Source organism: Caballeronia eucalypticola, assembly GCF_047608185.1.
Taxonomy (GTDB): domain Bacteria; phylum Pseudomonadota; class Gammaproteobacteria; order Burkholderiales; family Burkholderiaceae; genus Caballeronia.
This window is the reverse complement of sequence record NZ_JBLKRU010000021.1, coordinates 72,712-97,371: the sequence shown is the minus strand read 5'-3', so window position 1 is coordinate 97,371 and position 24,660 is coordinate 72,712. Positions and strand designations below refer to the sequence as shown.

Genomic DNA, 24,660 nt, shown 5'->3' with positions numbered 1-24,660 from the left:
AAACGTCTATTGGCGCCGCCGTCTCAAATTTAAGAGTTCTCCAATTTGCCTGAGGGTTCGGCCGACTTATCGTGGTCGCATCACTTATCAACGCTACTGGAGCAACACGTGAGCGAGACAGCACACCCCAGCACCCAACGCGGCCGGATTGAAACCGAATTCGCGCGGCCCGACGCACTCGCCCTGAGCGGTCCGGAAGGCATCCTCTACGACTTCAACTACGGTTGCCGCGTACAAGTGCCGGTCGACGGCTGGCGTGTCCGCATGACCGATCTCGATACATTCAACGTCCTCTTGGATGAAGCGGTGGAAGCGAACGCCGTGATCACGAGCCGACGCAAGTACTTCGTGCGCTTCCTGCTTGAAGTATTCGACGGCTCGCGGCTCGTGTTTTCCCATTCGTACAACGCAACCGGCAAGAAGGTTTTGCTACGCATGCACGCGCTGGCGCTGGGCGATTCGCTCGCGTGGGTGCCGGTTATCGATGCATTCCGCAAGCAACATGACTGCGAGGTTTCCCTGCCTTTGCCAGCGCATTTGCAGCCGCTTTTCCGCGATGGTTATCCGGACCTGAACATCGCGACCGAGGTTGAACCGGACCGCCAGAACGGTACGTACTACGCGACGTATTACCTTGGTCTGCTGAAACCATTCTCTGAACGCGATCACCAGCCCACCGATCCGCGCGTGAGCAACATGCAGGACATGATCGCGTATCTGCTGGGCGTGCCTTGCGAGGAACGCCGGCCGAATGTGGTGATAGAAAACAAGACGCGCACGATTGCCGAACGTTATGTATGCATCGCGACGCAATCCACCGCGCAATGCAAGTACTGGAACAATCCGCGCGGCTGGCCGACGCTGATCGAGCATTTGAAAACGCTGGGTTATAGAGTGTTGTGCATTGACCGCGACAAGCAATACGGCAACGCGGAATACATGAACCTGATGCCGGAAGGCGCCGAGGATTTCACCGGCAACCGGCCGTTGCAGGAACGCATGAGCCTGTTGCATCACGCAGATTTCTTTATCGGATTGGGGAGCGGACTATCGTGGCTCGCATGGGCAGCCGGTACGCCCGTGGTCATGATCAGCGGCTTCTCGCATCCATCGACCGAGTTCCGCACGCCGTATCGCGTGATCAATTTCCACGGCTGCAATAGCTGCTTCAACGACACGACCACCGAGTTCGATGCCCAGAATTTCGCCTGGTGCCCCCGCCGCTTCGACAAGTCGCAACCGTTCCAATGCACGGCGGTGATCACCCCTGAGTTCGTGATGCGCGACGTCGATAAACTCATCGCCGAGCGCAGCCTTATACAAACTCAAACTCAGGCTCAGGCCTTCTGAAGCACGGCCAGCGACGCGAGCAACTCCGCGGGTTCATACGCGGCGAGCACGTCCGCGACCGGCTTTTGCAACGCCTTCAGATCCGCCCGCAGGATCTCTTGCTTGACCACGAGCAACTGGCTTGGGTGCATCGAAAACTCGGTGAGCCCCATGCCGAGCAGCAAGCGCGTCACGGAAGGATCGCCGGCCATTTCGCCACAGACGGAAACCGGGACGCCCGCCGCTTTCGCTTCACGCAACGTGAACGCGATCAAGTGCAACACCGCGGGATGCAAGGGATCGTAAAGATGCGCGACGGCGTTATCGGCGCGATCGATGGCAAGCGTGTATTGGATCAGGTCGTTGGTGCCAATCGACAGGAAATCCAGCCGCTTCAGGAACAGCCGCACGGCAATCGCGGCCGCCGGAATCTCGATCATCGCGCCGATCTGGATGTTGCGATCGTAGTCGATCCCCGCGTCGTCAAGTTGACGCTTCGCTTCGTGAATCAGGTCGAGCGTCTGGTCGATTTCCTGTGCGTGGGCGAGCATGGGGATCAGGATCTTCGCCCGGCCGAACGCCGATGCCCGCAAGATCGCCCGCAATTGCGTCATGAACATCTGCGGCTCGGACAAGCTCCAGCGGATCGCTCGCAAGCCAAGTGCCGGGTTCTGCGCGGTCTCGTAACCGTCGCCGCCACTCATGGACTCAAGCGGCTTGTCCGCGCCCACATCGATCGTGCGAATGGTCACTGGCCGGCCCTTCATCAGCTCGATTGCACGCCGGTAGGCCGCGAATTGCTCCTCCTCTTCCGGCAACTCGTCCTTGTGGTTCATGAACAGGAACTCGCTGCGGAACAGGCCTACGCCCATTGCGCCCGCGTCGAGCGCGGTCTTGGCGTCGTCGGGTAATTCGATGTTCGCGCACAAGTCGATCTTCGTGCCGTCCAACGTTTGCGTCGGCGAGAACTTGAGGCGCTGCAGCTTGCGCTGCTCAAGCACCTTCTCGCTCTGCCGGTACGAATACTCTTCCAGCACGATCGGCGCCGGATCGACGATCACAATGCCGTGATCCCCATCCACGATGATCAAGTCGTTCTGCCGGATCAACGCGCTCGCCTGCTGCACGCCGACCGACGCGGGAATGCCGAGGCTGCGAGCCACAATAGCCGTGTGGGAGGTGCGGCCGCCGAGGTCCGTCACGAATCCCTTGAACGCCTGGGTCTTGAACTGCAGCATGTCGGCGGGCGCGATGTCATGAGCGACCACGATCATGTCGTTGTGGCCGTTGGTGGCCGCGCCATCGACGACGAGCGTAGCGGTGGACGGTGCGCCGGCCAGCGCTTTGAGAACGCGCTCCACGACTTGCTGAATATCAGCCTTACGCTCACGCAGATATTCGTCTTCGATATCGTCGAAATGGCGGCTCAGGATTTCAAGCTGTTCGGTCAGCGCCCACTCCACGTTGTAACGGCGCGTACGCACGAGATCGATGGTTTCGTGAACGAGCATGGCGTCGTTCAGGATCATGGAATGGACGTTGATAAACGCGCCCATCTCGCTGGGCGCATCCGCAGCCAGGTCGTCGCGCAGAGCGTCCAGCTCCGCGTGCACCTGCGCCTGCGCTGCGTGAAAGCGTTCAATTTCACTGTCGATGCGATCCGGTTCAACCAGATAGTGGTCGACATCGAGTGCAGCCGCCGCGATCAGATACGCGCGGCCGATAGCGATACCACGCGAAACGGGAATTCCATGCAGCGTGAACGACACGCGCACCTCTCTCTAGTTATGGGTGTCTCACGGTTTTGTCGATCACCGGCTGGCGATGCGAGTCCGCGCACCATTATAAATTCGAACGCGATTTGACACCCTTCGCGCTGCAGCAAGTTTCTGTCACAAAACGACGCAGTTTATTGCGCCCTATGTCACCCGTCGTCCAGTCTGCGGACACAAAAAAACCGCGTCGATGCGCGGCTTTTTCTGAGTGCTGCAGGCAGGACAAGGTCATTGTCCTTCGCCAAATTTATCTGCGATAAGCGCAAGGATGGCCTTCATGGCTTCGGCTTCATCGGAGCCTTCGGTTTCTATGGTCACCGTGCTGCCAATTCCCGCCGCAAGCATCATGACGCCCATGATGCTTTTCGCGTTGATCCGGCGGCCGTTGCGGCTCATCCAGATCTCGCATTGAAAGTTTCCTGCCATTTGTGTGAGCTTGGCTGAAGCACGCGCGTGCAGCCCCAGCTTGTTCACGATAGTTGTTTCCTGTTGCAGCATGATGCTCCGGGCGCTAAGTGAGATGGCTGACGCGATGCAGCCGGGTCATTTCTTTTCCAACGGACTTTTAACGTGCGGCCAGTATGCTGCCAGCAAGCCGGCAAATGGGCATCAACGCCACCTGCTGACTCAGTGAGCTTCCGCCTTGGCCGGTATCTTGGCCGGCATGCAACTGGTCGCGGCAACGCCTGCAGCGCAACTACTCACGGCAGCGGCCGCTGCGGCTGCGGCGCTGGCCATTGCGCAGGGATTGGCGGGCGTCGAGGCATCGAGTTCCTGAATGCCCTTCGATCCCCCTTGCAGCGATTTTTCAGCCAGCGTGTCGAGCGGCGTGGTCCTGTAGCAGACAGCGCGGACCAGCATGGGCAGATTGACGCCGGCAAGTACGCGAACGCTGGTGCTTGCCAGGCTTTGCGCGATATTCGCAGGCGTTGCGCCGAATACGTCGGTCAGGACGATCGCACCGTTCTCTTCCTTCAGACGGTCGATTTCGGAGCGCGCAAACGCCCGAACTTCCACGGGATCGCAATCCGGCTTCACATCGATCACACCAATGCGCGCGGGCAAACCGCCGTAAATGTGGGTAATGCACTCACGTAACGCCGAAGCGAACGGAGCGTGAGCAATGATTAGAATGCCAGCCATGTCAGAGTGTGCTGCCCCAAAAACGACGAGATACGTCGGAAATCGTGGGAACCTGCTGTTATATATGCGATTGCGGCGCCAAATACTGCGCAAACATTGCAAAACGCGACTGCAACATCGATCCGGGTGCAAAACGGTCAACAAGCGTCTATACGTAAGCTTAGTCGGATTTTGCACGCAATGCGCAGCGTTTTGCGCTGCAGCAAGTTTCCACTTCAATTTCGGGGCCGGATCGCGCCACGAAACGAATCTCATGAGCGGGAGATTGTAACAGTCTGGGAGAAATCAACAGCCGGGCTGCCTCTTCGACAGCCCCCTCTAATTTTCCCGTTTCCCGCTTGAGAGCGAAGCCTGTTGCTAGGCTGCAGCCGCTCGTTCCAACGCATCGATGAACATGCCGGCGACATCGAAACCTGTCTGGTCCATGATTTCGCGGAAGCACGTCGGGCTGGTCACGTTCACTTCGGTCAGATAGTCACCGATGGCATCGAGTCCAACCAGCAGCAAGCCGCGATTGAAAAGCGTCTGACCCAGCGTTTCCGCAATCTTGCGATCGTTCTCGGTGAGCGGTTGCGCGACGCCCAAACCGCCGGCAGCCAGATTGCCGCGCACCTCGTTGCCTTGCGGAATCCGGGCAAGCGAATACGGCACGGGTTGGCCGCCGATCAGCAGGATACGTTTGTCGCCATCGGTGATTTGCGGGATGAACTTCTGCGCCATGACGCTGCGCGCGCCGTTGTCGCTAAGCATTTCCACGATCGTGCCGAGGTTCATGCCATCAGCCTTCACGCGAAACACGCCCATGCCGCCCATGCCGTCGAGCGGCTTCAGGATCACGTCGCCGTGTTCGGCATGGAAAGCGCGCAGGCGCGCGGCATCGCGTGTCACCAGCGTGGGCACGACGAACTCCGGCCATTCGCCAATCGCCAACTTTTCTGAGTGATCGCGGATCGCGCTTGGCTTGTTGAAGATGCGTGCGCCGGTGCGCTCCGCCAGTTCCAAAAGCCACGTGGACGTCACGTATTCCATGTCGAACGGCGGGTCTTTGCGCATCAGGACAGCGCCGAAATGCTTGAGGTCGAGGATCTCCGGCGCGGCGGCTTCGTGCCACGGCGAGCGCGCCGAATCCGCTTCGTCGCCGACGATGGTTATGCGCTGAACCGTCCCTTCGACCTTGCCGTCAACCCACGCCAGATGCTGCGGCTCGCACGCGTAGATCGTGTGTCCGCGACGCGCGGCTTCGGCCATCATCGCGTAGGTCGTGTCTTTGTAGATCTTGAAATGATCGAGCGGATCGGCGATAAAAAGGATGTCCATAAGCGTCCAGAGCGGCCGTTCGGCCTTGATTGATTCAAGAGGTGGCGGCAGACCGCAGTCTGCAATACGCGATTTTTAACACGTCGCGCAGGTTCGCGCCTGAAGTGCAAAACGGCCGCAACTTCGTGCGGCCGTCGTGATGGGTTGAAGCTTAGACCTGAATGGCTTCGGGATCGGTCTTTTCCAGTTCCACCGATGCCGCGAGCAACCCCAGCCTTGCCACCACGCCATACATATAGAAGCGGTTCGGCGGCGCGGCGCCCGGCTTCGCGTGGGCGTCGGGCAAGGCCGTGTGTTCGAAGCCGAGCGGCACGAAATGCATGCCCGGCGCGTTGAGGTTCTGGTCGCGGTTGCGCGAATCGTGCACACGATAAAACCCGCCGACCACATACCGGTCGATCATATAAACCACCGGCTCGGCGACCGCGTTTTCCACGCGCTCGAACGTATGCACGCCTTCCTGGACGATCACGTCGTGGACTTCGAGACCGTCCTTCGCGTCGTTCATCTTCACGCGTTCACGTTTGGTCAGCGCCGCGACTTCGCACGCGTCGTGCACCGTCATGACACCTTTGCCGTAGGTGCCGGCATCGGCTTTGATCACGACATACGGCTTCTCGCTGATTCCGTACTCCCGATATTTCTTCGCGATCTTCTTCAACACGCCATCGATAGCATCCGCCAGCGCTTCCTCGCCGGTCCGCGCCTCGTAATCCACGCCTTCCACGTGCGCGAAATAGGGGTTGATCATCCACGGATCGATCTCGACAAGCTTCGAAAACTTCTTCGCGACGTCGTCATAACACGCAAAGTGATTCGACTTGCGGCGCACGGCCCAGCCTGCATGCAGCGGCGGCAGCAAGTATTGCTCGTGGAGATTTTCCAGCACCGGCGGGATGCCGCCGGACAAGTCGTTGTTCAGCAGGATCGAGCAGGGATCGAAGTTTTTCAGGCCCAGCCGGCGCGGCGTGCGTTCAAGCGGTTCCAGGACGATCTTCTGCCCGTCGGCCAGCGCGATAGTGACAGGTCCGTGAATATTTTCATCGAGCGTGCCGAAGCGAATATTCAACCCGGCCTGACGCATGATGGTCGCGAGCCGCGCAACGTTCTCGAGATAAAACGCGTTGCGTGTATGACGCTCGGGGATCACGAGCAGGTTTTTTGCGTCGGGACAGATCTTTTCGATCGACGCCATCGCGGCCTGGACGGCGAGCGGCAGCACTTCCACCGGCAGGTTGTTGAAGCCGCCGGGGAACAGGTTGGTATCGACGGGAGCGAGCTTGAAACCGGCGTTGCGCAAGTCTACCGAGCAGTAGAACGGCGGAGTGTGCTCTTGCCACTCCAGCCGGAACCAGCGTTCGATGGACGGCGTCGCGTCGAGTATCTTCCGCTCGAGATCGAGCAAGGGGCCGTTTAAAGCCGTAACGAGGTGCGGAACCATTGATGACTCGCGGACTTAAGAGGAAAGATTGTAGAGCAAACGCCTCACGTATTTGGGTATGAACTCCCTTTTCCCAAGCCTATTCGCACGGTTCGTGCCGCTGCTTGCATCAATCCTGCCTGCCGGAAACCGTTACCTCGTACAAAATCGGAACAAAAAAATGCCCGCCGGTCAGTGGGCGGGCAAAATCGCTGCGCTTGTCTCGGAGTCGTGCTTAAAGCCTGCGCACGATGATAGGGACGACGCCGCGGCCTCTCGCGCCGGGCATCGCCCAAAACGAAAACTTCTTATTCGACGTGCTCGCCATGCAGTGTCACGTCGAGGCCTTCACGTTCCTCTTCTTCTGTGACACGCAGACCCATGACCATGTCGATAACCTTCAACAAGATGAAGCTGACCACGCCGCTGTAGACCAGGGTGGTAAGCACGCCCTTGGCTTGCAGCAGGATGCTGCCGTCCGCGCCGCCGATGTCCTTGACCGCGAAGATGCCGGTCAGGAGCGCGCCGAGAATACCGCCCACGCCGTGGACGCCGAACGCGTCGAGCGAATCGTCGTAGCCAAGCTTCGTCTTGAGCCACGTTGCCGACCAGAAGCAGACCACGCCAGCCGCAATACCGATCACGATCGCGCCGGTCACGCCGACGAAACCCGAAGCCGGCGTAATGGCCACCAGACCGGCCACCGCGCCCGAGATGATGCCGAGCACCGAAGGCTTACCCTTGGCTAGCCATTCGGCGAACATCCAGCCGAATGCGGCAAATGCGGTAGCGATTTGCGTCGTCAGCATTGCGAACCCGGCACGGCCATCAGCCGCCACTGCCGAACCCGCGTTGAAGCCGAACCAGCCGACCCACAGCATGGAAGCACCAATCAGCGAGAGCACGAGGTTGTGCGGCGCCATGACTTCGCGGCCATAACCGACGCGTTTGCCGAGCACCAGGCAGCACACCAGGCCTGCGATACCGGCGTTGATGTGAACCACCGTGCCGCCTGCGAAGTCCAGGATGCCAGCGGCCGACAACCAGCCCGTCGGTTCCCAGACCATGTGCGCGATCGGCGAGTAGACGATGATCGTCCACAGTCCCATGAAGACCAGCATCGCGGAGAACTTCATGCGGTCGGCGAACGCGCCGGCGATCAGCGCCGGGGTGATGATCGCGAACGTCATCTGGTAGACGAAGTAGACCGATTCCGGAATCGTCGGAGCCAGATGGCTGACGGTCAGGGTGGTCGCCTTGTCGCCGTGGATGTAGTTCATGCCGTGCAGGAACACCCGCGAGAAGCCGCCGATGAACGCGTTACCCGGCGTGAACGCAAGGCTGTAGCCCACCACGGTCCAGAGGATCGTGACCAGGCAGCAGATCGCGAAGCTCTGCATCACGGTCGCGAGCACGTTCTTCTTGCGGACCATGCCCGCGTAGAAAAGCGCCAGGCCCGGGATCGTCATGAACAGCACGAGGGCGGTGGAAGTCAGCATCCAGGCGGTATCGCCGGAATTGATCTTCGACGAATCAACAGAGAACGGTTCCGTCGGTGCGGCAGGTGCGGCTGCGGCATCGGATGCGCCGGAAGCCGGAGCGGCCGCCGATGCTGCGTCAGCGCCCGACGCCGGGGCCGCGCTGGCGGTATCCGGTGCGCTGGCAGGCGCTGCTGCGGTCGTGTCTGAAGCCGCGGCGGATGCAGCCGCTGGCGCGGACGCATCCTGCGCCATCACGGTGCCGGCGCTGACTCCCAGCAGCGACCCCGCCATCAACAAAGACATCAATAATTTACGCATTCTGCTGTTTCCTCTTATCGCCGTGTCTTTTTTTAGAGAGCGTCCGCGCCGGTCTCACCGGTGCGAATGCGAATGACTTGTTCAATCGGGGTGACAAAGATCTTGCCGTCGCCGATCTTGCCCGTGCGGGCGGCACGCTCGACCGCTTCGATCGCCTGGTCAACGATGTCGTCGGAAACCGCTGCTTCGATCTTCACTTTCGGCAGGAAATCGACCACGTACTCGGCGCCGCGATACAGCTCCGTGTGGCCCTTCTGGCGGCCGAAGCCTTTCACCTCGGTCACGGTGATGCCCGAGACGCCAATAGCCGACAATGCTTCGCGTGCTTCGTCGAGCTTGAACGGCTTGATGATTGCGGTAATGAGCTTCATTTATCCCTCGCTGTGTGTCGAACAGAGCTGGCGCTTGAGCGCCTTAATCTGGTCCGATGCCGGTTCCCTCGCTGCTTCATGCCCGTCGCGAGCGGCGTCTGTTGCGCCGCGCCGCGTTATCGACCGCCCGGAAAAGCGCGCACGGACAAGGCCCGGGGCACATATGCAACTCGTATGCCATGCGCGTGTCCGCAGCCTGCTGATTGGCTCGAAAGGCATGGTGTGCGTGGGGTAGACCGGATGGCCGGCAACGCTTGCGTTCGCTGGCGCGCACCGTGGAACGTTGCTAGAGTGCTCGCAAGGTTCAGGCAAACGGACGAGTTCCAAAGCGCAGAAACATGCTGCACGGATGTGCCGCCGTTCTCGTGGTGCGCGAGAAAGTGCACCAAAACGGATCATCCAGTTTGCCGGAGCACTGAGCTAACAATGAATGCACTTATATGGTGCGCAAGAGGAAATCTGCATGAAACAGCCGAACGACGTATTCAATGACTTCCAGGCCAAGATGAGCGAATTGCTTAAGAATTCGCCGGCAAAGGACATTGAAAAGAATATGAAAGCCATGCTGTCCCAGGGCTTTTCGAAACTGGACCTAGTGACACGCGAAGAATTCGATACTCAGACGCAAGTGCTCGTACGCACGCGCGCCCGGCTCGAGGAACTGGAACAACGCGTCGCGAAACTGGAAGCGAAGCTGGGCGGCGGACCATCGTCGTCTTCGTCGAGTTCGTCCAGCGTCCAGGACTAACGTCCGGAAGTTCTAAAGCGTGTCATAGGCTAAGCGAGCCGTGATGTTGGGTCATTAAGCCGGCGCCTCGAATCATCGAGGCAACGGCAGCGGGGAAAATCATGTCGCTTGCCGTGGTGCGCAGCCGCGCGCCCGCCCCTGGGCGCGCGCCCGAGGTGACCGTCGAGGTTCATCTCGCCAATGGATTACCTTCGTTTTCAATCGTCGGCCTGCCCGATCTCGAAGTTCGCGAAAGCCGCGAGCGAGTGCGCGCAGCACTCCAGAATTGCGGTTTCGATTTCCCGGTTCGACGCATCACCGTCAATCTCGCCCCCGCCGACCTGCCTAAGGAGTCTGGCCGTTTCGACTTGCCAATCGCATTGGGCATTCTGGCGGCGAGCGGCCAGATTCCGGCCGAGGCGCTGCTGCATCGGGAGTTCGCCGAAGAGTTGTCGTTGACCGGTGCACTGCGCCCCATGCGCGGCGCGTTCGCCATGGCCTGTGGTGCAGCGCGTCAGTATGCGCGCGCCGGGTCGGTGTCGGGGTCAGCGCTCGAAGGCGGGTCCGTTCGCGAGTCCGATGCCCGCATGCCCGAAATCTATCTGCCCCTGGGAAGTGCCGCGGAAGCGGCGCTGGTGCCGGGTATCGATGTATTCGGCGCTTCTGATCTGCCCGCTTTGTGTGCACATCTCAGCGGTTCAGTCGATGGCCGTCTTACGCCCATCCGCGGCGCAGCGCCCGATTCCCCGCTGCGCAAGCGCGCGCCGTTGCCCGATCTCGTCGATGTGATTGGCCATCCCGGCGCACGCCGCGCGCTCGAAGTTGCGGCAGCCGGTGGACATCATCTGCTGATGGTCGGGCCGCCCGGCGCGGGCAAGTCAATGCTCGCCGCCCGGCTACCCAGCCTCCTTCCGCCCATGACCGATGACGAAGCGTTGTCGTCGGCGGCATTCTCTCCGCGAGCATGCTCGGATTTTCGCCCTCTCAATGGCGCCAGCGGCCGTTTCGCTCGCCGCACCATTCGTCGAGCTCCGTTGCGTTAGTTGGCGGTCGCAATCCGCCGCAACCCGGCGAAATCACGCTGGCGCATCTAGGCGTTCTTTTTCTCGACGAACTGCAGAATTCGATCGGAAAGTGCTCGAAACGCTGCGCGAACCGCTGGAGGCTGGCCGCATCACGATTTCGCGCGCCGCGCATCAGGCTGATTTTCCGGCGGCGTGTCAATTGGTCGCGGCCATGAATCCCTGCCCGTGCGGATGGCGCGGCGATCCGAACGGCCGATGCCGCTGCACGCCTGATGTCGCCACGCGTTACCTGCGCAAACTGTCCGGGCCACTGCTGGATCGCATCGATATCCAGATCGAACTGCCCGCCCTGTCGCCGGCGGAATTGTCGGGGAGAAAGGCATCCGTCGGCGAAACCAGCGCCGTCGTGGCGCGGCGCGTTGCTATCGCGCGCGACCGGCAACTCGAACGGCAAGGCAAGATGAATCGTGAGCTGGACGGCCGTGAAGTGGACGCCGTCTGCCAACTCGATGCCACCGGCGAAGCCCTGCTTCGCGAGGCCGGCGAACGATTTGGCTGGTCAGCGCGGGCGTCTTACCGCGTGCTGAAAGTGGCCCGCACGATCGCCGATCTCGCGGCGGCGGATTCGCCGACCGCGGCGCACCTCGCCGAAGCGATTCAATATCGACGGGCATTTACGACCGCATAATCCACCGCCGCGTTGCAGCCCTCACAAAAAGAAAAATCGCCTGTCAAGACTTGACTTATGCACACTGCAACGTTCTGCGTTTCCCTAACATCTGATCAAACACTCATTTTGGCAATGATCAGCAGACCATTGATTTAATTAACTATTTTCGGGTGCACTGATTCAAGGCAAAGTAAGGAAAGCCGCGTCGGACGGGCACTTGGCGAGGCTCCCGTGAGGTTTTCCACAAAGTTATCCACAGCCTCTGTGGATAGTTCAAAAAACTGAGACAAATCCTAGTTTTAGCTGAAGATGCTTGTGCGCTTTCTCATGCGCGAAACGTTTGCTGCGTGTCGTTCAATTTGAGAAATAGGCGCGAATGAATGCATGCGGTTTAGGGCAAATATTTAAAAAAGTTTGAACGAGGAAAAAAACTGGTCGACTTGATCGGGCGGCGGGGCCTTGGTCGAGACGATCGCGACCTGGTAAGCGTGATTCCCTTTGGCGATGAAACGCGCCCGGATCTGACGCGTTTCGCATTTTTCGGTGTTGCCGCTCGTGCCGCTGACGGTGATTTCCGCGCCGGACAAACGTCCTCCGGCCGCCACTTCGATATCCACCGGGTGCGCAGCGGGCGCGGCGTTGAGATTGCGGGCCAAGCCTTGCTGAAGAAAATCGAGCGCGGCGCGCTGGGTCGCGGGGTCGGCATCGGGCAGGTCAACCGTACCGACGGCGAATACCGCGTCGCCAGCTTCGGCCGTCTGCATCTTCATGTGCATGGGCTTGCCGGCAATGTCGATATCGCGGGCATCGGAGCGCGGCTTCGCCGGGAAGGTGACTTCGTAGGCGTCGTCGTTGTTCTGGATCGTGCGCCAGTCGTAGGACGGCGTGCACGCCAACAGCGCGCCGGCGGTGATCAAGAGCGTGGCGCCCGAAGCGGCCGATTTGAGCAACGTGCGCGGGGGACGCCCGGCGGTATGAAAAACAGCGCGCTTCAAGGCGCGGGGAAAAGATCGGATCATGAGAAAGCTGCGGGGAAAAGCGTGATTATCCGCTGCCGGTGCTGACACCGTCGCCGGCGACCAAAGTGACAGCGTCCGAACGAGGCAGCGCCCTGTCTTGCAAACAGCTCACGGCAAGGCTCGGGCAGCCATCGGCAAAACGCCTTTTCAAGATTGGGGCTAAAATGCGGTCCATCCAGTCAAGCTGGCGTCGTTGCGAATTTGCCAACTACGGATCGGGTACGAACCCAGTACGAACCGAGCACGCTCGAGGTTTCCATGTCAGAGAATTCACAGGTTTCACCGGGGCGCAGCAAGAGCCCGCTGCGCTACATCGTGATGGCGATTGTCGCCGGCGTGATCGCGTGCACCGGCTATTTTGCGTTCGGCGGTCAGCAACGTGTTCCGGACGCGACGTTCACGCTGTTGTCGGGCCAGAAGATATCGACATCGACGGATCTCAAGGGCAAGGTCTACCTGATCAACTTCTGGGCGACCGATTGCGAAACCTGCATGAAAGAGATGCCGGCGATGGTCGACACGTATAACCGTTTCAAGGGCCGCGGCTTGGAATTCGTCGCAGTGGCGATGAAATACGACGCGCCAATGTACGTCACCAACTACGCGCAGACGCGCAACCTGCCGTTCAAGGTCGCCATGGATGACGGCAGCGCAGCAAAGCAGTTCGGCAACGTGCAACTGACGCCGACTACGTTTGTCGTGGATAAGGACGGCAAGATCTTGAAGCGCTACGTCGGCGAGCCGACGTTCGCAGAACTCGACGCACTTCTCGACAAAGCGCTGAACGCAGCCTGAAGTCGCCGAGAGCACACGCGTTACACGAGCAAAACAAAAAAGGCCGCCGATTCATCGGCGGGCTTTTTTGTTTATGGCGAGCGTAACGATACGCAGAAAATCCTAGCGCTCAGCCTCACCCTTCGCCGCCAACCCATAACGCTTGATCTTCTCGTAGAGCGTAGCCTTGCCGAGCTGCAACCGATCGGCCGCGGCAGCCACCACGCCACCGCACTGCTCCAGCGCCTCACCGATCACCGCACGTTCAAACTGCTCCGTGCGCTCCTTGAGCGATTGCGTGGCGGCATCGAGCGGAACGCCGGTTTCGTCGATGATACCCAGCACCATCCGGTCCGCCGCGTTGCGCAGTTCGCGCACATTGCCCGGCCAGTCGCGCTGCATCAGTTCTGCTCGCTGGCGATCGCTGAGCAATGGCGCGGGGCGCTCGTATCGCACGGCGGCATCGAGCAGAAAATGCTCGAACAACGGCACCACGTCTTCGCGGCGTTCAGCAAGCGGCGGCAGCGTGATCGTCACCACGTTCAGCCGATACATCAGGTCGCGCCGGAACGTGCCCGCCGCGACGTGCTCGGCCATATCGCCCTTCACGGCGGCGATCACACGGCAATTCGCGCGGATCGGCTGATTCGAGCCAAGCCGCTCCAGCACACCGTCCTGCAGCACGCGAAGCAATTTCACCTGCAGCGCGAGCGGCATGCTTTCGATCTCATCAAGGAACAGCGTGCCGCCCGACGCATGTTCGAGCTTGCCGATGCGGCGTTTCTGCGCGCCGGTGAACGCGCCGGCTTCGTAGCCGAACATCTCCGACTCGAACATCTGCTCGGGCAACGCGCCGCAATTCACCGCGATAAACGGCTTGTCCCGGCGCGGCGACAAGTCATGCAGACTGCGCGCTATCAGTTCCTTGCCGGCACCGGTGTCGCCGTTGATCAGCACGGAGGCGTCGGTGGGCGCTACGTTGGCGATCAGCTTGCGCACCTGTTCAATCGCCGGGCTGCGTCCGATGATCCTTGGCGCCACGCTGCTTTGCCCGGCGAGTTCGCGCCGCAGCGCGCGATTCTCCAGCACGAGCGTGCGCCGTTCCAGCGCGCGCCGGACCGCTTCAATCAAGCGCTCCGACGCGAATGGTTTTTCGATGAAATCGTAGGCGCCGTCGCGCATGGCCTGGACGGCCATCGAGATATCGCCGTGGCCTGTCACGAGGATCACCGGTACTTCGGGCGCGCGTTCGTGGCATTGAGCCAGAAGGTCGAGACCGCTCGCGCCCGGCAGGCGGATATCGCTCACGATCACGCCGGGGAAACTGGCATCGATCAGACGCGACGCGCCCTCCACGCTGCCGAATGCGGTCACCTCGAAGCCCGCGAGCTGAAGGCTTTGCACGCTTGCGCGGCGCACCAGTTCATCGTCTTCGATGAAGATCACCTGAAGGCCTGTGGTCATGGGTTTCTACTCCTGCGTCGTGTTGCTGCTTTCAGCGTGAATCGCCTTTGTGCCCCGGCATTTTCCCAGCAAGCGAAGCGTGCTGGTGCGCCGGTCACGCGCGATGCAGCGTAATCACGAATTCTGCGCCGTGCGAGCGATCCGCGTCGGCCTGCGTGCCGCCTTCGGGCCCATCCACTTCCATCTGCGGGATCAGATTGCGCGCGACCAGCGTGCCGCCGTAATCCCGTGCGATAGCCGATGAAATCGCCAACCCCAACCCCAATCCGTGGCCCATTTCCTTCGTTGTGAAAAACGGCTCGAAAAGGCGCGGCAGGACGTCGGGTGGAATGCCCGGACCGTTGTCGCGCACGACGATGTCGACGGTCCTTTCATGCCTCATCAATTCGATTTCGATACGCGGCACATCGCACGCGGCCACCGCGTCCAGCGCGTTGCCGATCAGGTTGATCAGGATTTGCTCGAGCCTCAAGTCTTCACAGCGCACGTAAAGCGGTGGACTGGAATCGGCTCGTTCGTTGGCGTTGAAGGCGAGCGCCACGTTTTTCATGCGCGGTTGCAACATGGCGAGCACGTTGCGCAATGCGCGGCCGACGTCGGTACGCGCGTTTTTCGGACGGGCCTTCGATACAAACAATTTCAGCTGATTCGTGATCTTTCCCATGCGCTCGGTCAGCGCGGCGATCGCCTCTAGATTCTCATGCGCCGCCACGTGATCGCCGCGCTCGATCAGCACGCGGGTGTTGTCGGAGAAACTGCGCAACGCGGCGAGAGGCTGGTTCAGCTCATGCGTGATGCCCGCCGCCATCTGTCCGAGCGCCGCGAGTTTGCTCGCCTGGATCAGTTCGTCGTGCGCGGCGCGCAAGTCCTGTTCGGCCCGCGTGCGCTCGCTCACCTCCTTGGTCAGCAACGCGTTCGCCTCCGATAAATCCGCCGTCCGCTCAGCCACGCGTTCGTTCAACTCGGCGTAAGCGGTCTGCAACAACGCGCGGCTGCGGATCATTTCGCGTACCCGCGTACGGCGCATGCGCCAGTAGAACGCGAGCAAACACAGCGACACGAACACCAGCGCCGTCACGATGGTCGCGCTCCACGCGGCATCGACTGCCGGATCGAGTGAGACCATGGTCATCAAGTGCCAATCGGGCTCGCCCAGCGCGCGCTGCGTGGCGAGGAAACTCGGCGCATCACGGCCGCCGCCCACGCGCACGATTTGCGCGCCGCCTTCGAGCGTGCGCACGACGGTCATCGGCAACGCGGTGATCGGATGCTGCGCGTACTGCCGCGCGGAATAAACCGACGCTTCGATATCCTTAGGCAGCGGCCGCAGCGTGTGATATTTCCACGCCGGCACGGACGACAGGAAGATCACGCCGTGATCGTCGGTGACGAGAAGCGGCTCGGAAGCATCGGCGCCTTGCAGCCATTCGAGATTCAGCTTGACCACCGCCACGCCGATAATCTCGTGCGTCCCCTCTTTGAGTACGGGTTGCGAGATGAAATAACCGGGCTCGCGCGAGATGGTGCCCAGTCCGAAAAAGCGGCCGGTCCCGCCTTTGACGGCATCGACGAAATATGGCCGGAACAGGTATTCCGCTCCCACGAAACTATCCGGGCCGTTCCAGTTGCTTGCCGCCACGCAGCGCCCGTTCGACTGGATGATGTAGGTCGCGGTGGCGCGCGCGCGCGTGTTGAGGTCGGCGAGATAGTGGTCCGCGCGGGCGGCGAATTGCGGGTTCGGATCGGCGAGAACTTCCTGCACGAACGGATGGCGCGACAGCAGATAAGGCAGATATTCGTAACGGTCGAGCGTGCTTTTCAGCTCGGCCGTCGTGCGGTCGACGCGCGCCGCCGCGTTTTGACGCAAGGTGTCGAGGCCACGCTGCCACGCGATGCTCCACGTCAGCGTGCACACGCCGGCGAGCGCCGCGAGAAGAATCAGGAAAACGATCAAACGCCGCGTCACGTGAACGGGTTCCAGACGATGGAGACCCCCGATTGTGGCACGCGCCGCTTCGAATGCGTTGTCGGCCGGCGTCTTCGCGACAGTCCCCGTAAACGGACGCGGCGAAGCATCCGCCACCGAATGCTTCGCCGCTTTCATTGCTGTTGATCCTGATTCGCGTGAATAGGCGTGAATGGAAGTATCGGGTAAGCAGCGCGCGTAGATAAGCCGCTGCTTCGCCCGATCAGGACACGGTTTCGGCTTCGGTATCCACTGCGCCGTGCTTGAGTTGATCGCGCAGCTTGTTGCGGTCCAGTTCCTTTTCCCATGCCGCGACAACCACCGTCGCCACACCGTTACCCACGATGTTCGTCAACGCGCGGCACTCGCTCATGAAGCGGTCGATGCCAAGGATCAGCACCATGCCCGACAGCGGGATGGTCGGCACCACAGCCAGCGTTGCAGCCAGCGTGATGAACCCAGCGCCGGTCACGCCGCTTGCGCCCTTCGACGTCAGCATGGTCACCGCGAGCAGCGTCAGTTGCTGCGTCCACGTGAGGTCCGTATTCGTCGCTTGGGCGATGAACAGCACGGCCATCGTCATGTAGATGTTGGTGCCGTCGAGGTTGAACGAATAACCGGTCGGCACCACGAGACCGACGACCGAGCGCGAGCAGCCGAGCTTTTCGAGCTTGAGCATCAGTTGCGGCAAGGCGGCTTCCGACGAGCTCGTGCCCAGCACGATCAGCATTTCTTCCTTGATGTACGCGACGAAGCGGAAGATGTTGAAGCCCACCATGCGTGCAATCGCGCCGAGCACGACGACCACGAACACGATCGATGTCAGATAGAACGTGCCGATCAGCTTGAGCATGGGCACCAGCGAACCAATGCCGTACTTGCCGATGGTGAACGCCATTGCACCGAACGCGCCGATCGGCGCCAGCTTCGTGATGATGCGCACGATGCCGAACAGGATGTGCGACAAGCCTTCGATAAAGCTCGTCACCACGCGGCCTTTCTCACCGGCGGTAGCCAGCACCGCGCCGAACAGCAGCGCGACGAGCAGGATCTGCAGGATTTCGCCTTGTGCGAATGCCGACGAGATCGTGTCCGGAATGATGTGCATGAGGAAGTCGGTGGTCGTCTGGCCGTGCGCCTTCGCGGCGTACGAGGCGACTGCCTTGGCATCCAGCGTAGCCGGATCGATGTTGAAGCCAACGCCCGGTTTCAGCAGGTGCGTTGCGGCCAGGCCGAGCACGAGCGCGAAGCTGGAGACGACTTCGAAGTACAGCAGCGCCTTGCCGCCCACGCGCCCGACCTTCTTCATGTCTTCCATGCCGGCAATCCCGGTCACGACCGTACAGAAGATGATTGGGCCGATCACCATCTTGATGAGCTTGATGAAGCCATCGCCGAGCGGTTTCATCTCGGTGGCGAGCGCGGGATAGAAGTGCCCGAGCGCAATGCCGATGGCAATCGCCAACAGCACCTGCACGTACAGGACTTTATAAAAAGGTTTCTTGACGGTTGTCACAGTGGTTCCGGGCATGGTCGGCGAGTCGCAAAAGGGTGAGACAAAAACGCGCCGGCGCTAGGTTGCGGCGATGCGCGTCTGGCGTCGGCAAAATCAGATCAAGCTGGATGGGATGGGGTGCATCGAGTCGTCTCCCTGTCTTTTTTGTGGGCTGTCTGGCCTGCCCTTCATAGTGCAAGGTCGATGCCAGTTTTTGACTTGAGTTTAGCGTTGATTTTTAAGGGTTTTTTGTTGACAAGAAGCGGACAAAATCCGTGTTTCCGGAATTCGGGAATGACATCGTCCGACCATCCAGACGGCATTCGGGTTATCCCTGAGACGCTTTATCTACGGGCTTTCCCGAGGTTTTTGGGGTGTTTGGTACGGGGGTCGGCGACGTGATACGTTCCGGCCGATCGGAGAGGTTTAGAAACGAAAAAACCCACGTTTCCGTGGGTTTTTTTTCTAGCAAAACCAAGCCAAAAAACTTACATCGCGCCAACCAACCCCGCGTCGTGAGCTTGCTGATCAGCGTGATAGCTCGAACGAACCATTGCGCCAACTGCCGCGTGCGTGAAGCCCATCTTGTACGCTTCTTCCTCGTACATCTTGAACGTATCGGGATGAACGTACGAGCGCACAGGAAGGTGATGCTCAGAAGGCTGCAGATACTGGCCGATCGTCAGCATGTCGACGTTATGCTCGCGCAAATCGCGCATGACCTGAAGGATTTCTTCTTCCGTTTCGCCCAGGCCGACCATCAGGCCGGACTTGGTCGCGACTTCCGGATGCAGCGCCTTGAAGTCCTTCAGCAACTTCAGCGAATGCGCGTAATCCGAACCGGGACGCGCTTCCTTGTACAAACGCGGCACCGTCTCGAGATTGTGGTTCATCACATCGGGCGGCGCGGCGGTCAGGATGCCGATTGCACGATCCAGACGGCCACGGAAATCTGGCGTCAAGATTTCGATGCGCGTCATCGGCGAATGCTCACGCACTTGCCGGATACATTCCACGAAGTGCGCAGCGCCACCATCACGCAGATCGTCGCGATCCACGCTCGTGATCACCACATACTTCAATTTCAACGCGCCAATAGTGCGAGCGAGATTCAGCGGTTCGTCGGCATCGAGCGGATCAGGGCGGCCATGGCCCACGTCGCAGAACGGGCAACGACGCGTGCATTTGTCGCCCATGATCATGAAGGTCGCGGTGCCCTTGCCGAAACATTCGCCAATGTTCGGGCAGCTCGCTTCTTCGCAGACCGTATGAAGGTTGTGTTCACGCAGGATCTGCTTGATCTCGGTGAACCGCGAACTGCCCGTGGCGGCCTTCACGCGAATCCACTCGGGCTTTTTCAGCTTTTCGATCGGGATGATCTTGATCGGGATGCGCGCCGTTTTCGCCTGCGCTTTTTGCTTGGCAGTGGCGTCGTAGGGGACGGCAACAGGGGTTGATGCGTCAGTGCTGCCAGCCAGATTTCCAGTTACATCAGTCATTCGGTCGGTCCATTCAGACGGCCACGCCGTTCTGTGGTTGGGCGGCGGTCGCGCGATGGCCGCCGATATGGTGAGTGAGGTTTTCAGCCAGCGTTTGCGCTACGTCGTTCCAGTCTGCCACCACGCCGAGTGTTGCCATGTCGACGGTTTCGAGGCCGGCGTAGCCACACGGGTTGATCGCGAGAAACGGTTGCAGGTCCATTTTCACGTTGAGGCTCACACCGTGATAACTGCAACCGTTGCGGATTTTCAGCCCGAGCGCTGCGATCTTCGCGCCTGCATGGGCGAGTTGCGACGGTGTTGGCGCGACGTAGATGCCCGGCGCGCGCTCCTTGCGTTCCGTTACAAGATTATACGATGCAAGCGTTTCGATCACGCCGCCCTCGATTCGCTGCACGAGTTCGCGGACCATCAGCTTGCGGCGCCGAAGGTCGAGCAGCAGGTACGCGACGACTTGTCCGGGGCCGTGATACGTGATCTGGCCACCGCGATCGACCTTGACGAGCGGGATATCGCTATTGGGATTGAGCAGGTGCGCGGGGTCGCCGGCCAGGCCGAGTGTGAAAACCGGCGGATGCTCGACCAGCCAGATTTCATCGGTCGTGTCGGGTGTACGCGCGTCCGTGAAGGCGCGCATGGCGTCGAAGCTTTGCGTGTAGGGCTCGAGCCCGCGCCAGCGGAATATGACCGAAGGAGTCGATGCGCCAAGGACGGAGCAATCTGTTGATGCTAGATGGGGAGTTATTACCGGCTGGGCGGACATATTCCCGTTAGTTTACCGAAATTCGGTTATCCGCGCCGATGGAAGGTTTTCGGGGTGCGTACGCGGCGGTCGCGCCAGCAGACCCCTCGGGTCTACCGACGCACCCAAACCCTCGTTAAACCGTCCGCCATCCAGACCTGAACCGCCCGGCAAGCGTCTCGAACCGGCGCGCGAGCCAGCCAATCGCCTGCTGATCCGCCCGCGGCGCCAACGTGAACACGACCTGCGCGGTGCGCCCCTTTTCGGTACTCAGCCACAGCCGCTCATGTTCATGCAGCTTCAGGCTATCGCCTGGCACAAGCCAGTAATCTTCCGTATCGTTACTACGCGTGGCCCACACCGGCGCACCCTGAACGACCAGCCTGACGCTGCGGGCAATCTTCATCGGAACCGTTTCGCCATCGCCAATCTCAAACGTGATGCTTGTGGATATTTCTCGCATGACAGCCTCCGCCAAAAATCGTGTTGATGGCTATAAGATAGGCTCAGCATGGCTTTAAGCAAAACGAGCAATTTTCTTCGGTTTGTGAGATAAATTCACATAGACAACTCGAGTGAACGCCCGTGGACCTTCGACAACTCCCCGCCCTCAACGCGCTGCGCGCCTTCGAAGCCGCGGCGCGTCATGAAAGCTTTTCACGCGCCGCCGACGAACTGTTCGTCACCCACGGTGCCGTCAGCCACCAGATCCGCGCGCTCGAAGCTGATCTCGGCGTCACGCTATTCGCTCGCGACGGCAAACGCGTCCGCCTCTCGGACATTGGCCGCCAGTACGCCACCGAAGTGCGCGCCACACTTTCCGCCCTCGCCGAAGCCACGCGCCGCCTGCGCTCAGGGGAACGGGACCGGCGGCTGGTGGTGTCGATGCTGTCGTCGTTTTCGGCGCGCTGGGTAACGCCGCGGATAGGGGGGTTTATCGAAGAGCATCCGGAAATCAACCTGGAACTGCTCTCGACCAACACCCTGACGGATTTCACTCGCGATGACGTGGACGTCGCCATCCGTTTTAGCAGCATCGGCAAATATGCCGGGTTGCATGCGGAAGAATTGCTCGATGAAGTGTTTTTCCCCGCGTGTTCGCCGAACTTCAACGGCGGCAAGCTGCCGCGCACGCCCGCCGACATGGCCGACGCGCCGCTGCTGCGCTCGCACGACGAGCTCTGGAAACCGTGGTTCGACGCAGCCGGACTCGTGGACTTGCCAGAACCGAAGCGCGGGGTTTTATACGAGGATTCGTCGAATTTGCTGCAGGCGGCCATTCAAGGCCAGGGGATCGCGCTCGTGCGCCGGTCGCTTGCCATGCAGGAAATCGTGGTGGGACGGCTTGTACGGCTGTTCAACGTAGACGGGCCGAGCCCGTGGAACTACTACTTCGTGTGCCCGCACGCGTTGCTCGAAACGCAACGCGTACAACACTTTCGCACCTGGCTCTTCGACGAAATCATGCGCTTCAAGCAGCTCTACGAGTGCACGCCGGCTGCCTGCGATGCTCCTATGCGGCCGCCACGGACCGCGCCGGAGCTCCGGCTCAAAGCACCACTTTGACCATCGGGTGACCGGTCAACGCGCGATAGATATCGTCGAGATGTGCGCGGCTTTGCGCCCGCACAGTAATGGTCAGGCCGGTATATTTGCCCCCCGACGACGGGCGCACTTCAATGCGCTCGATGTCGAACTGGTCGTCAAATTCGCGGATCACGGTGACGACGGCATCGCGGAATTCCGGATGCGTCGCGCCCATTACCTTGATCGGAAAATCGCAGGGGAAATCGAACAGGGCGTCGATATCGGGTGAGCTCATGGTGTTCTCCATCACAGGACGCCCGGTCCGCCCGGGCGTCTTACAGCTTGCATAGATGGAGCCGGATCGAATAAATCCAACACCGTCATGCCCGGCTGTTTACTTCTGTTTACTTCTTCTTCTGCCACATCATCAACAGCGAACCCCACGTCCGGCCGACAAAACCCGCCTGCGGCACTTCCTGCAACGCGACCAGCGGGAACTGCGCCACTTCCTTGCCGTCCGCCATCATCTTCACGGTGCCGATCTGCTGGCCCTTCTTGATCGGCGCGATGATGGTGTCGTTGTGCGTGACGGTCGGCTTGACCTTGTCGCCCATGCCCTTCGGCACGGTGATGTACTGATCCGTCTCCACGCCCGCCTTCACCAGGTTTTCCGTGCCCTTATAAACGCGCGGCGAATCGATCACCTGACCCGCCTTGTACAGACGCACGGCGTCATAGGCCGTGTAGCCGTAGTTCAGCATCTTCAGGCTGTCCTGCACCCGGTTGTGCTCTTTCGGCTCGCCCATCATCACGGCGACCAGACGGCGGCTCGCGTCGGGCACACCTTCCAGCGGACGTTTGGCCGAGGCGATCAGGCAATATCCGGCGGCTTTGGTATGACCGGTCTTGAGACCGTCGACGGTGGAATCGATCCACAGCAAGCGGTTGCGGTTCGGCTGCTTGATCTTGTTATAGGTGAAATCCTTCACCGAGAAGATGCCGTAATACTCGGGAAAATCGCGGATCAGGCGCGCGGACAGCACGGCCAGATCGCCCGCCGTAGTGTAGTGCTGCGGGTCGGGCATGCCGTTCACATCGGCGAAATGGGTATTCTTCATACCGATCTGTTTCGCCGCCGCGTTCATCAACGCGACGAAGTTCGACTCGCTGCCGCCCACCAGTTCAGCCAACGCGATAGCCGCGTCATTACCCGACTGGATGATCATGCCGTACACGAGATCGTGCACGGTCACCGGCTTGTTCGCCTCGATGAACATGCGCGACTCGTCCGTGCCCACGCGGCGCACGGCCTCGCTCGGCATGACCGTCTGGTCCATGTTGATCTTCTTCGACTTGAGTGCGTCGAAGACAAGATAAGCGGTCATGAGCTTGGTCAGCGACGCCGGCTCCGAGCGCTCGTCCGGATTGCCGGAGGCGAGCACCTGATTGCTGGTTGCATCGACGAGAACCCAGGAACGCGCCGTGACATCCGGCGGCGGCACTTGCGCAAATGCAGTTGCCGCGACCAGTGTGGCGGGCAAAACGATAGCGGCAGTGACAGCGCGATGAATGGAGGAAGTTGCGACGAAAGACAAGCTTGAAGGGGAAAAGCGCATAGGTTCGGATCGGCAGAAAAAAACATCGGCGAGTCAGGCATTCCCTTCAAGGAAATACGCAACGCGCGGGTTGTACAGGCGGAGGGTCAGTCCAGTAGAGCGCTACGGCGAGCGCTAAATCGACAAGCGGTCGCGCAAAAGTCTGCGCCATTATACGCGTGCGTCAAACCGCTTTTGCCGCGAAAGTGGCTGGATGTGCCGAGGATTCGTGAAAACAGGAACAAAAACATCGATAAAAACGACAACGGCGCAAAGCCTTTGAAAGCCTCGCGCCGTGCATTTATTCAACAGAGGGTTTGTATTCGTGAAGTTTCAATTAAGCGTAAAGGCGAGGCGAACTCAGCGCCATGCATCGACAATAATCTTCTTCAGCACATGCAGCTTCCGATGAAAGAAATGCTCGCCGCCGGGAATCACCACCACGGGCAATTCTTGTGGCCGGGCCCACTCGTAGACCGAATTGATCGGCACGGTTTCGTCCACTTCACCGTGGATCACGAGCGTGTTGTCCGGCACTTCTGCAACCTGCCAGTTGCTCGCCGCCGTCCCGACGAACACCATCCGTTCGATGACCTCGCCCGAGTCGCGCAAGTGCTTCGCCACCTGCGACATCACGAAGGTGCCGAACGAGAAGCCGGCGAGCACCAGCGGGACATCTGACTGGTCCGGCTGCGCGCGCATATGAGCGACCACGGCCAGCAGGTCATCACGTTCGCCCGTGCCGTTGTCGTGCTCGCCTTGCGTTTCGCCCACGCCCCGAAAATTCGATCGATACGTGATGTACCCAAGCTGCACGAGCGTGCGCGCGAGGGTCTGCGCGACCTTGTTGTCCATCGTCCCGCCGTACAGCGGATGCGGATGCGCAACCAGCGCAATGCCGCGCGTGGCGGCGCCATCGGCTGGACGATCCAGCGCGACTTCAATCTTGCCCACCGGTCCGTCGATCAGGAACCTGTCAGTCTGTGCGTTCATTGCGCGAGGC

Annotated in this window: 21 protein-coding genes and 1 pseudogene; 5 read left to right on the top strand and 17 right to left on the bottom strand. The window is 60.4% G+C overall.

The window, feature by feature from the left end:
* The first annotated feature begins 108 nt into the window (after positions 1-108).
* Positions 109-1,350, top strand: coding sequence for an autotransporter strand-loop-strand O-heptosyltransferase (locus tag ACMX25_RS23330; RefSeq protein WP_414952420.1), 1,242 nt, complete (start codon positions 109-111; stop codon positions 1,348-1,350).
* Here the strand turns inward: ACMX25_RS23330 and ptsP are convergent.
* From ptsP to ACMX25_RS23295, 7 genes are all read right to left on the bottom strand, one after another.
* Positions 1,338-3,098: a phosphoenolpyruvate--protein phosphotransferase gene (ptsP, locus tag ACMX25_RS23325; protein WP_414952419.1), complete on the bottom strand. Its 1,761-nt coding sequence runs from the start codon at positions 3,096-3,098 to the stop codon at positions 1,338-1,340. The genes ACMX25_RS23330 and ptsP overlap by 13 nt on opposite strands.
* 234 nt (positions 3,099-3,332) lie before the next feature.
* Complete coding sequence (locus ACMX25_RS23320; RefSeq protein ID WP_414952418.1) at positions 3,333-3,602, bottom strand: HPr family phosphocarrier protein; 270 nt, start codon at positions 3,600-3,602, stop codon at positions 3,333-3,335.
* Between the two features lie 129 nt (positions 3,603-3,731).
* Positions 3,732-4,247 (bottom strand): PTS sugar transporter subunit IIA, encoded by a 516-nt coding sequence (locus ACMX25_RS23315; protein WP_414952417.1) that lies wholly within the window; start codon positions 4,245-4,247, stop codon positions 3,732-3,734.
* A gap of 357 nt (positions 4,248-4,604) precedes the next feature.
* Entirely contained in the window at positions 4,605-5,564 is a 960-nt protein-coding gene (gene gshB, locus ACMX25_RS23310) for a glutathione synthase (protein ID WP_414952416.1), read from the bottom strand.
* 151 nt (positions 5,565-5,715) lie between these two features.
* On the bottom strand, positions 5,716-7,005 hold the full coding sequence (gshA, locus tag ACMX25_RS23305; protein ID WP_414952415.1) for a glutamate--cysteine ligase: 1,290 nt from the start codon (positions 7,003-7,005) through the stop codon (positions 5,716-5,718).
* 287 nt (positions 7,006-7,292) lie between these two features.
* A complete protein-coding gene (locus tag ACMX25_RS23300) occupies positions 7,293-8,783 on the bottom strand; it encodes an ammonium transporter (protein WP_414952414.1) in 1,491 nt (496 codons plus the stop codon).
* Positions 8,784-8,815: 32 nt separating this feature from the next.
* Positions 8,816-9,154: a P-II family nitrogen regulator gene (locus ACMX25_RS23295; protein WP_031364354.1), complete on the bottom strand. Its 339-nt coding sequence runs from the start codon at positions 9,152-9,154 to the stop codon at positions 8,816-8,818.
* 463 nt (positions 9,155-9,617) lie between these two features.
* Here ACMX25_RS23295 and ACMX25_RS23290 point away from each other — a divergent pair, with 463 nt between their 5' ends.
* Both ACMX25_RS23290 and ACMX25_RS23285 read left to right on the top strand, forming a co-directional pair.
* Entirely contained in the window at positions 9,618-9,902 is a 285-nt protein-coding gene (locus ACMX25_RS23290; RefSeq protein WP_414952413.1) for an accessory factor UbiK family protein, read from the top strand.
* 101 nt (positions 9,903-10,003) lie between these two features.
* Positions 10,004-11,594, top strand: a pseudogene (locus tag ACMX25_RS23285) (YifB family Mg chelatase-like AAA ATPase).
* A gap of 386 nt (positions 11,595-11,980) precedes the next feature.
* On the opposite strand, the gene ACMX25_RS23280 reads toward ACMX25_RS23285, so the two are convergent.
* Complete coding sequence (locus ACMX25_RS23280; RefSeq protein WP_414952412.1) at positions 11,981-12,595, bottom strand: hypothetical protein; 615 nt, start codon at positions 12,593-12,595, stop codon at positions 11,981-11,983.
* 258 nt (positions 12,596-12,853) lie between these two features.
* Here ACMX25_RS23280 and ACMX25_RS23275 point away from each other — a divergent pair, with 258 nt between their 5' ends.
* On the top strand, positions 12,854-13,390 hold the full coding sequence (locus ACMX25_RS23275; RefSeq protein WP_414952411.1) for a peroxiredoxin family protein: 537 nt from the start codon (positions 12,854-12,856) through the stop codon (positions 13,388-13,390).
* Between the two features lie 102 nt (positions 13,391-13,492).
* Here ACMX25_RS23275 and ACMX25_RS23270 read toward each other — a convergent pair whose 3' ends face one another.
* From ACMX25_RS23270 to ACMX25_RS23245, 6 genes are all read right to left on the bottom strand, one after another.
* Positions 13,493-14,833, bottom strand: a complete 1,341-nt coding sequence (locus tag ACMX25_RS23270) for a sigma-54-dependent transcriptional regulator (protein ID WP_414952410.1) — start codon at positions 14,831-14,833, stop codon at positions 13,493-13,495.
* 94 nt (positions 14,834-14,927) lie between these two features.
* Positions 14,928-16,937 (bottom strand): sensor histidine kinase, encoded by a 2,010-nt coding sequence (locus ACMX25_RS23265; RefSeq protein WP_414952409.1) that lies wholly within the window; start codon positions 16,935-16,937, stop codon positions 14,928-14,930.
* A gap of 85 nt (positions 16,938-17,022) precedes the next feature.
* Positions 17,023-18,330: a dicarboxylate/amino acid:cation symporter gene (locus ACMX25_RS23260; protein ID WP_414952408.1), complete on the bottom strand. Its 1,308-nt coding sequence runs from the start codon at positions 18,328-18,330 to the stop codon at positions 17,023-17,025.
* Between the two features lie 452 nt (positions 18,331-18,782).
* Entirely contained in the window at positions 18,783-19,793 is a 1,011-nt protein-coding gene (lipA, locus tag ACMX25_RS23255) for a lipoyl synthase (RefSeq protein ID WP_414952407.1), read from the bottom strand.
* Positions 19,794-19,806: 13 nt separating this feature from the next.
* Positions 19,807-20,556, bottom strand: coding sequence for a lipoyl(octanoyl) transferase LipB (gene lipB / locus ACMX25_RS23250; protein ID WP_414952406.1), 750 nt, complete (start codon positions 20,554-20,556; stop codon positions 19,807-19,809).
* Between the two features lie 115 nt (positions 20,557-20,671).
* A complete protein-coding gene (locus ACMX25_RS23245) occupies positions 20,672-20,998 on the bottom strand; it encodes a DUF2917 domain-containing protein (protein ID WP_414952405.1) in 327 nt (108 codons plus the stop codon).
* A gap of 122 nt (positions 20,999-21,120) precedes the next feature.
* On the opposite strand from ACMX25_RS23245, the gene ACMX25_RS23240 reads away from it, so the two are divergent.
* Positions 21,121-22,101: a transcriptional regulator GcvA gene (locus tag ACMX25_RS23240; protein WP_414952404.1), complete on the top strand. Its 981-nt coding sequence runs from the start codon at positions 21,121-21,123 to the stop codon at positions 22,099-22,101.
* Here ACMX25_RS23240 and ACMX25_RS23235 read toward each other — a convergent pair.
* The 3 genes from ACMX25_RS23235 to ACMX25_RS23225 form a co-directional block, all read right to left on the bottom strand.
* Positions 22,085-22,357 (bottom strand): DUF493 family protein, encoded by a 273-nt coding sequence (locus tag ACMX25_RS23235; RefSeq protein ID WP_213764724.1) that lies wholly within the window; start codon positions 22,355-22,357, stop codon positions 22,085-22,087. The two genes, ACMX25_RS23240 and ACMX25_RS23235, sit on opposite strands and share 17 nt — an antisense overlap.
* A gap of 109 nt (positions 22,358-22,466) precedes the next feature.
* Positions 22,467-23,678, bottom strand: a complete 1,212-nt coding sequence (locus ACMX25_RS23230; protein WP_414952403.1) for a D-alanyl-D-alanine carboxypeptidase family protein — start codon at positions 23,676-23,678, stop codon at positions 22,467-22,469.
* A 339-nt stretch (positions 23,679-24,017) separates the two neighbouring features.
* Positions 24,018-24,650, bottom strand: a complete 633-nt coding sequence (locus ACMX25_RS23225; protein WP_414952402.1) for an alpha/beta hydrolase — start codon at positions 24,648-24,650, stop codon at positions 24,018-24,020.
* Positions 24,651-24,660: the final 10 nt, after the last annotated feature.